This is a genomic window from Rhizobacter sp. P2_G4, from assembly GCF_056403575.1.
The window spans coordinates 332,120-341,640 of sequence record NZ_JBFUFG010000006.1; the positions used below are offsets into that span (position 1 = coordinate 332,120).

The window sequence follows — 9,521 nt, forward strand, 5'->3', positions numbered from 1 at the left end:
GAAGCACATCGCCAAGGCAACACTGCAACTAACCACCTGGATGGAGGGCTGGTGAGTCGAGCTCCTGTGCGGCGGGTGCTAACGCTGGCCGCTGGCTGGCGTACGCACGCTGACTGACTGACACCAAGTAGTCGTTGGGCTCCGCGACGGCCGGTGGGTCGAATGGCCGCTGTACGAGTCGCTACGGTCGTAGGCCTCTCGCGAGGCGGGCCGCATCGCGACGGCGACCGCTCCTCTACAGCTCGAACTCACAGTACCGACCCAAGGCGGGTACTACGTCGAAAGATTGAGCGGACATTCGAACACACTACATTCACACGCTTTTTCCGAGGGGTCTGGGCTGCGAGCCCCCAGGTGTTGATTTCCATCCAGAAGTGATCCACTGACCCCGCTGGGGGGTGCGGCAGGGTCAGGATTGCGTGGAACTCAACACCCCAGGCACAACGCGCGCTTGATTCATCCATCGAAAGGTAGCGATGTAGAGGCCTTGGATGCATCAAGCCGCCGATTCACGCCTTAGCATTGCTGAGATCCACCCGAAGCGCCCCGCATCCGCGAACTCGATCAGATTCCTGACACTCTCCGCGTTGCGGTGCGAAATCCGAAGCTCACACCACATCGCTTCACATACCATCTCGGCAAGCCCATGCTCTTGCGCCACGCGCCGCATGTGTCGGACCGCTTCCCCATCCTCCGCCTGCCGCGCCAAGTCCACGCGCGCCCGCCACCGCCGCGCGTGCACCAGCGGGTGCACGCTGCGCTCAGACAGCGCGTCCAGGGCGTCGATGCACGTCGTCGGCACAGCCAGTCGCATCAACTCGTGCGTTAACCTGATGCGTCTTGTGGCGCAGGCCGACGCCAAGTCGTTGATTTGACGCTCGCGCCAAGGCAACTACTGTGGCGCCCTACGGTTGAGTTCGCTCGGAAAGACGCACCCCTCGGGTCATGACGGCGCACCTAGAATTCTCGTGTCCATTGATCAACTGAGTTGGCGTGGTTGCCTCGCTTGCAGCCGAAAAAGGGCGAACGCTATGGCCGAGAATTTTGGAGACTTGGTAATCGTCCTTCCCGGAATCTTGGGCTCACGCTTGGTTCGTCGTATGGGCGAGCGCGAGGTGACGGTATGGGATTTGTCCTTGCGCTCGCTTCCTCGTACGCTCAAGGAAATCGCTGATGGCGGTCTGGTACTGCACAGCAGCGACGGCAAGCCCGACGACGATGTGTTTGCCAAGGAACTCCTGAACTATCAGTTTCTCCCCGGGTTCTTCGGAATTGATGACTATGCGCCGCTTGTGCAAGCGCTAGCGCGCGCTGTTAACGATCCACGCCAGTTGCTGACGTTTCCGTACGACTGGCGCGGTTCAAACCGGCATGCAGCCCAAGGCCTCGCCGACATGGCGCTTCCAGCCCTTGCTGCATGGCGGCGCAGCAGTGGTTACAGCCAGGCAAAACTTTGGCTGGTGTGCCACTCGATGGGTGGGTTGGTGGCGAGGTACTTTTGCGAAACGCTCGGAGGCGCAGAGGTGACTCGAGCGCTCATCACAATGGGCACGCCGCATCGCGGAGCGATGAAGGCGCTGGACAAGCTTGTCAACGGAATGTCCGTTCTCGGTGTCCTGGATTTGACTGCGCTCGTGCGTAGCCTGCCCTCGGCCTACGAACTTCTGCCCCTATATCCAGCCGTACTTGGCACCGGCTCCTCCGGATCGCCTGCGATGCACCGAGTCGCGGACTTCTTCGATCTCGACCCGTTGAGTGGCACCGAACTCGCGCACACAACGGGTCTCGAAAGGTTGCCCGGTATCGACCCGAGTCGATTACGCGTCGCGCTTGAATTTCATCAAGGCATCCGTGGGTCCGCTCAAGCGCGGTGGGACGCCGGAGAACCGTCGCCATATCGAATGGAGGCATTTTTCAATCGGCGCCAATTCACCGCCGCCTCTGGCGTCTGGCACGACGGCCGTCTGTCAGTCCTGAACACACTTCCAAGACTGGCGGGGGGCTCACACGTCGAGGCAGACTATCGCGGTGATGGCTCAGTCCCATCTTTTGCCGCGGTACCCATCGAGTGGACGGACACGAGCGATGCACGTGCCGTCCCCGACAAACACGCGGCGATTCAGTGCTCAGCTTCGGCCGTGGATTCGATCGTAAATTGGATTCGGCCGCATGACGTGCGTGAACTGAAAGGCGAACCATCGTCCGATCGCGATGTAGTCGCGCTGGACGTTCCGCCCGCTGGTCTGTCCAGCGACGAGATTGTCGTTCGGGTCTCTGCGCTATCGATGATCAATCTAACGATCGAGATACAGAGTATCCAAACGGGGCGCTCCGATACCTTCGCGGCGCGGACGCCCGGGGAAGACGGCGTAGCGGAGATTTCGCTGGGGCGCCGGGCCGAAGGGACCTATCGTGTTCGCGCAATTCCCGTCGATAGGCGACTGCCAACGGTCAGCGACTACACGGTTGTGCTTGAAGGCTGACGCACCGCCGCATCGCAGATTAACGGCCGATGCGCGCGACTCGCATCAGCGCGAGACCGTTCTGGCAGCCTATCCCCACTTTGTCAGGCGAAGTGATGGACACACAGTGCACTGCATGGCCGATATTGAGTTCCATGCGGGCCGAGGGCAGGAGATCGCTTCCGAGCTTTCTGATCACAATCACTCCATCCTCCCCGCCAGAAAGCAGAACTGGCGCATCGCATAACGTGCCCAGGATCGTGCTGCGCACCGACCTCTTGTGAACATCAGATTCCACAAAGAGGCTAACCGCCTTGCTCAGATCACGCAGTTCTACGGATCCATCGTCGCAGCCGATTGCAAGTAGCAAGCGCTCTCCCATGCGTGTCATCGACAATGAGCGCGGTGCGCTCTTCTCAGTTGTGATGTCCGCACGGGTGACATGTGTTCCCACGAGAGTCGCGACGACAAGTGACCCGTCCATGTGCCCAATGGCCAGTGTGCGACAACCGGCGGTATCAGATATTTGACCCAGGTCTGCCGCTAGGCAGGTGATCTCCGCTGAGCCCGAGGTGAAGCTTCCCAGTGCGTCAGAGCGAATTGATCCCAGTCGACCATAGGAGTAGACATTGATGCCGATGCTTATGGCGTCCGTCTTTATGACCTTCCAATCCTGGTCACGATTCGACACGGTGGTTTGTCGTTTCCCGGTCACGGCGATGTTGCCAATCTGATAGGGTTCATCGGAAACGCGAACGAATTCGACGACGCCCCCGTCGCGCGCGATGAGCACGTTTGGCAGTGAGGGCAACAGCGCAACAGGTCCTTCGATATCGAATGTCCAGAGGCTACGATCACGATTGCTCGTGACAAGGAGCGGTTCGCCAACAGAGCATGCAGCGATGTCGCGTACCTCGTGTCCAAATGAGCCCATTGCTTCACCGACAGGCTGACCCGAGCTTTCATCCCAGACCCGCACCTGAGCGCCGTCGGCATTCGTGGAGACCAGCGATGCTCGGCGATTCAGCGATGTGAGAATAACTGCAGGAGGTGTTAAGCCCTCGTAGGAGATGTGATCTGCCCGCGCGTCCGCACTATGGGCTTCCACATCCCACACCCGTATGGTCGAGTCTTCGCTTCCGGAAACTGCCACAACACGCCCGCTTCGCACGAGAGCGTGTACTGAATTAACCCAGTTCGTATGGCCAATGAGATTGGGAATCGACCGTGTTGCAGTACGCGCATTCCAGACCATAACCCGCCGGTCGCGCCCGGCTGAGACCACATAGGCGTCCCCGCCGAGCACGAAAGTATCAAGGGCAGAGATATAGCCCGCGTGGGCTCTCACGGTCCGTGTTTGCATCGGCATTGTGCGTGTATCGCAAAACGTTAGAAAGCCGGCTTGGTCGCCCAAAACGAGCAAGGTAACGCCGTCCGAGATCACGGCCGCAACCGACGTCACCGGGTCGGCTCCCGGTGTGCGATATCTCTCAAGTTCTGTCTGATCCGTTGCAGACCAGATCTTTGCGTATCCGTCCCGGCCGCAGGAGATGAACGTCGGCACTTCTCGCACTGTCGCGACGGCAAGCGCAAGCGTTGCATCATCATGTGCATGCAGCACGCGCTCCGGCCGACGACGATTCAGCATGTCGTGGAATGTGATCGTACCGTCTCCGCGTGCCGCCAAAAGTAGAGCACTATCGGAAGCCTTTGACACGACAAGCGCATTGACGGCGGCGCGGCTCGCGGACTGGATTTTGCCGATCGGCTCGTCTTTGGCTGCATTCCACAAATACATCGTTCCACCTCGATCGCCAGAGGCAACAAGCTGCTGCCCTTCGTGCTCACATGCGACGAGCGCGTCTACACGCTCCAAATGAGCCTCAAGTGGTTTGCGTTGGACTGGGTCATTTGCCATGCTCCAGAACCTTAGATGCCCATCAGCATGGCCCGAGACAAGAACCGGATCGCGTTGCGCGAGCATGCAGCTCGACCACACCGGGGAGCCGGCTTGGCGCGAGGGTTCCGAGCGTACGCCGGCCGCGTTGATGCCCCAAATTCGCAGGCTCTCATCAACGCCGCCGGTCACGACGTGAAATGCCCCGCCCAGGCGTCCCGACCACAAACAACGAATGCCGTCTTCATGCCCTACAAACGTTTGCTTGGCGTTGGTGAACACTGTGGTGTCAAAGACGGGACTCTTCCTAGTTCTCGCTTTTTTCCGGGTAGTAGTGCTAACTGACGAAATCTGAGAACGGACTGAAAGCGTCCAACACTTGACTACGTCGTTGGACGATGTAAAAAGAAGCATTTCCGATCCGACGTTAGTGCAAGAGAGGAGGCTTACGTATCCCATATCTCCGTGGACTCGGGCGAAGGTCAACGGTCGAGAAAGATCATCGATGCTGACCCACCACGGACGATTGAGACCGTCGCGCGCAAGGACTATCACGCGATCAGCTAGGGCGACCGCATGAAGATCAGCGAGGTTTCTCTCGCCAGGTCGATCAATATCGAGCAGGTGCTCGCCGGTCGCCGCGTCAGCGAGTCGAATGTGGCCTTCATCGTCCACTGTGCAGAGGACGACACCTTCCTGTCCTGTGTTTGCAGCGACGATCGAGACCAACTTTGATGTATGTCGGCCGCTGACACTCCAGAGGTTTGTGCCATTGGCCAAGCTATAAGCCGCGATCGTCCCATCCTTAAAGCCCACGTGCAGTCGAGGTCCATCGTCAGACTCTTCTAGCGCTGCGCAAACCAGACCGTCCCGCGTGTCGTAGTACCGCGGCGGCTCTTCCGGCTCCCAGAGGCCAACCCTTCCGTCGCGAGATGCGAACACCGCAACATTTCGATCGTCGACGGTGGCCGTCCCGAGATAGAGCGGCGGGTTGGGGTGAAGAATTGCTGGCTTTGCAAGCCAGTCATTCGTTTCCAGGTCTCGCGCGCCGAGCGTTCCGTCTATGCCGCTCACGAAGATCGTGGGGCGGCCACGAATGCTGCAGCACGCGAGCAACTCCGGTTTGAAGTGGGGAAGGTGCACTGGGATATGCGGTGTCGTACTGCGCCAGTGCGACCATTCGGGCTTCCAGGGCTGGTTCAAAGACAGCGAATTCCAGAGCCGCTCAAGATAGCCATCCGACTGTTGTTGGGCCGCTAACTGCAGGTACGGCGCCCGTTCCGATGGGGGGACACGTGTGATGCGGTCATAAACCAGTGAGTAGCAGTCCGCAACACGCTGAGAGAGAAGATCATTTGAAGTACTGAGAGATTGCAGCAGCCGCAGCGGCGGAGCCTGAACGAGAAAGTCTGCATCGCTGGCCAACTGCCCCGTTGCCATTCCTTTGCCGCAGTGGCCAGCCAAGTGGCTAAGGATGTAGGGATGCGCCAGCGACCAGTCCCGCTTCTTGCTCAGTTCTTCCTGTGCAACGCACTGCTTCAATGCAGCGACAATGATGCGATGAACTTCCTCCTCGCTCTTGCCGGTGGCGGCGAAAAACTGCTTGCGCAGGTAGGTGGTCAGTTGCTCGTGATAAGGACGATATCTTGACGTGTTGTTTTCGTTGCCCTCGACGATAAAAGCCGCAGCGACGCCTTGGGCCTTTTCGATGTCGGCATCGTTGACGGTAGTGTTTGATAGTGCACTCGCCACTGCGGGCCAGATTTCCACCCACGGTAAGCCGGCACCTTCTGCGAAAGCCAGTGGGTAGAGCACCTCTCTGATTCGTGTCGGCCGCTCGCGTGGTGGGTGAGCCTCGACCGTGCGGAGAAACAGATCGAAGGCATCCTCAATGCCGGTGGGCAGTTCGTCCGCCCAGTTCGCTGATGTAACGTCGATCGCGTCCTTGCTCGACAGAATCGCCTGCGCTGAAGCGTGAGCAACCAGAAAGACCCGGCCAGCCCTTTGCGCGACTCCATGAGCAACGACACGGGCGACCTCATGTAGGTATTTGTACGGCGTGACTCTCCATTCTTCCGCGGCTGCCGTAAGCCGGCGGAAGACGTACTCCTCGATATCTCGCCTTTCAGAGTAGCGGGGGGAATCGAGGTCGATTTCGACGGTGTCCTCACCCATCGAAGTGAAGCGCTTGGTCTTCTTGATGACACTGTTCGGCCGCGTTCCCACCAACAGCTTGACGCAGCCAAGTTCCACTAACGGCTTGAGCACAGTGACCACGATCGAATCGGCGGCCTCCGCCTCATCAAGCGCGTCCACGACGATGGTTGTCGTCGCCTTGCGCGAACGAAGTTCCTTGACTAAGGCGTCCACACTGACACCTGGAACTCTAAGCGCGGTGGTCAGATCGGCGAGGACTTCGCGTGGGTATTTGTTACGGGCCACCACCGCTGCGTCAATGGACCCCGCGTCGGGTATGCCCGCTAAGCTACGATCGTCCAGCAAAGATGAAGACAGCGCATCTTCGCGAAACGTCGTGTCTGCCAGAGTCACGAGTCGGCCCAACACAGCAGACTTCCCGGCACCCGCCACGCCGGTCAGAATGCGCGGACGGTTGTCGTCGTTCTCGCGTTTGAGCCACTGAGAAAGCTCCGTCATAGCACGGTGCCTGCCGGTGAAGTACCAACCGGTGGCGACGTCGGCGCCCCGGGCTTTCCTTTCCCAATGACTCGCCAGATCCAAGTCCGTGCGAGCTGTCGGAATGTAGTGTGGATTTGGGAAGACCTCGCAAGCGCCACGAAACTCGGGGATCGCCCCCCGGATATCTTGCTCCACCACATGGTCGCGGGCGAACGTCCGTAAGGCGGCGAGAACATCCTCGAACCGAAGAAACCTCTGCGTGGCTCCGCCCATGCGCCAGCCTGGGTCGTGCAGAACATGGGCCAGCGCGCGCGCTAACACCCCAGCTCGAGCTGCCTTAAAGGCCTCCGTCGCGAAGATCACGAATACGTCGGTGCGATCGCCGACCGCCTGTCGGTGTTCGTGGAACTCACGCGCAAAAGAAAGGCCTGCGGCGCTGGCGTGGCAGACGTCTAGGATGATCAGCATCTGCTTGCAGGCACAAGATTCGATGAGCGCACTGACCAACTGACTGGCGTCGATCGATGTGTTTGCCGTGCCGCCCGATCTAACGCCGCTTGTTAGCAGCGTTAGCGATCGGCCCGCGTTCTTGATCTCGCCGTGCCCGCTGTAGTAGACGGTCACAATGTCTTCGGATGTGGTGTCCGTTACGCCATCTTGAATGGCTTCAAGGAGTGCCGTCGACGGCAGGTCGACACTCTCCTTCTTCGATGGCATGCGGCGTGTGTAGCCATATCGCCCGAAGGCTTCGGCGACGATCTCCAACTCGTCGATCACCTCCGGTAGATCCTTGCGGATACCGTGATATGAGGAGGTGCCAAAGGCAAGAAGAATGTGCCGGCCAGTGGTCGCTTTCTCTGGTTCCATGGACACCGGCGCGGCCACAGGCATTGTCACGCGTACGGGGTTCCGGACGATCCCGTCCGCGACGAGCCGTCGTGTGCGCAGAGCCGTTCAATCATGAAACCGAGTATCAAGTATTTTCGAATCTCTGGCAGCCTATGCAGCACTTTAGGGGGTGGTGTCGTCGAAGACCGGCCTCTATAGCACCACCGTCCGGTTGAGATGGGGATCAGTTCCTTCGAACTCCGGGAACATGGCGAACCACTTTTGGTTAATACCTAAAGAAGTTGAGTGACACCAGCAGCAGCCGCGTGAGTGGGTTGCGGATCGAGCGCTCCCGCTAGGTGACTGGACGACCAGGCGCTCGGCTTGCCGCCTGACGGTGACACGACGCGAGCTGCCCGCTTGTCATGCAATGGAAGGCTTGAAACGGGTTTGAACTCAGAGAGGACATTTCCATCGTTGCAGCAGTCCTCTGATGTAGACATCGAAGTGAATGAGGACCAAACGAAGATTCGTTGCGGTTCATCCGATGCAGTCAGCATCCGCTGGCCAGCCAGCCACGCGGGCTGACTGGCGTTTTCCCTACGTGGTCGTGTGCTAACGCTATCAGCCCGGAGCGGGCCTTGGTCACAATGGGGCATACCGAACATTGCAGTGTTGCTCAAGATCGACCTCGCTTGGCGACCAAAAGATCATGGGCATATGAGCACATCCATCGTCTTCTGGACAACATCCTTGACCTTGGGCGCGACGATGGGGAGGCAGATCTTTGCGACGTCGCACATCTGCTTCCGGCCCTTCGCAGTCAAAGTGCTCGCGTCTGTCGCGGCAAGTTGGATCTTCAGCCAATCAGAAGAATCGAGATCGCAAATCGAGGCGCGTGGCTGGGTGTAGCAGGCGACGTGTGAGTTGAACGCGTACGCCTGCATGGCGCCGCAGTTGCAAGGAGCATTGGACCCGAGAGGGGGGAGCTTCGGGACGATGGCTTCTTGTAGGCAATTGAGAGTTAGGTCGCGCCATTGCTTCCCTTTCGGAGATAGCCCGGGAAGATCCAGGAAGATTTCACAGTACTTCTTTCCATAGCTGATGAAGTACTCCTCTGTCGGTTGCGATGCGCACGGGCAAAGACGATCAAAGCATGAGGCGTACACGCCGCAACTGGGACTTGCGGTGTTCATGCATTGGAGCTCTGGCTGTGTGCCAGTGGAGACGGCGCTGAAGGGATAGCGTTTGCTGTTGACAGATGAGCGCACCAGTTCCATATCTTGTCGAGCGAGGTCGTCTGTCACAGCTTCAAAGAAGCGGAGCCAGAACTCATGCCCAAGCATAAAGATGTGATCGTCGGGATCGACCGTTCCTTTTCCAAACGCATTCTTTGCGTTCGATGCGATCACGACAGCTTTGTCCAAAGAAACGCTGAAGGAGGGCGATGCTCGGTCAGCGCCCTTGCTAAAGAATGTCCAAGTTCCGTCGCCGTTGTCCCTCATGCCGAACCCACGATGACCGCTGACTGGATGCCAGCCGTTGTTGAGTGTCTTTACAGTGGTGAAGACGAAATCAAGATCACTCGCGCAGGTCGCAAGCACATCTCCCTGCTCGAAGACCGGGGTGAGACGATCAAACGTTGCCTTGAGCACCAGAACTGGCTCATGGCTGGCCAGGACGAAGGTCATCAGCGC

Annotated in this window: 3 protein-coding genes; 1 reads left to right on the forward strand and 2 read right to left on the reverse strand. The window is 58.9% G+C overall.

Features of this window, described 5'->3' with window-relative positions; translation table 11 throughout:
- Positions 1 to 1,031: 1,031 nt before the first annotated feature.
- Complete coding sequence (locus tag AC1DYS_RS22515; RefSeq protein ID WP_477903281.1) at positions 1,032 to 2,483, forward strand: esterase/lipase family protein; 1,452 nt, start codon at positions 1,032 to 1,034, stop codon at positions 2,481 to 2,483.
- 19 nt (positions 2,484 to 2,502) lie between these two features.
- Here the strand turns inward: AC1DYS_RS22515 and AC1DYS_RS22520 are convergent, their stop codons facing one another.
- A complete protein-coding gene (locus tag AC1DYS_RS22520) occupies positions 2,503 to 7,863 on the reverse strand; it encodes a caspase family protein (RefSeq protein ID WP_477903282.1) in 5,361 nt (1,786 codons plus the stop codon).
- A 671-nt stretch (positions 7,864 to 8,534) separates the two neighbouring features.
- Positions 8,535 to 9,521: hypothetical protein (locus tag AC1DYS_RS22525; protein ID WP_477903283.1), on the reverse strand; the 987-nt coding region annotated here is incomplete at its 5' end.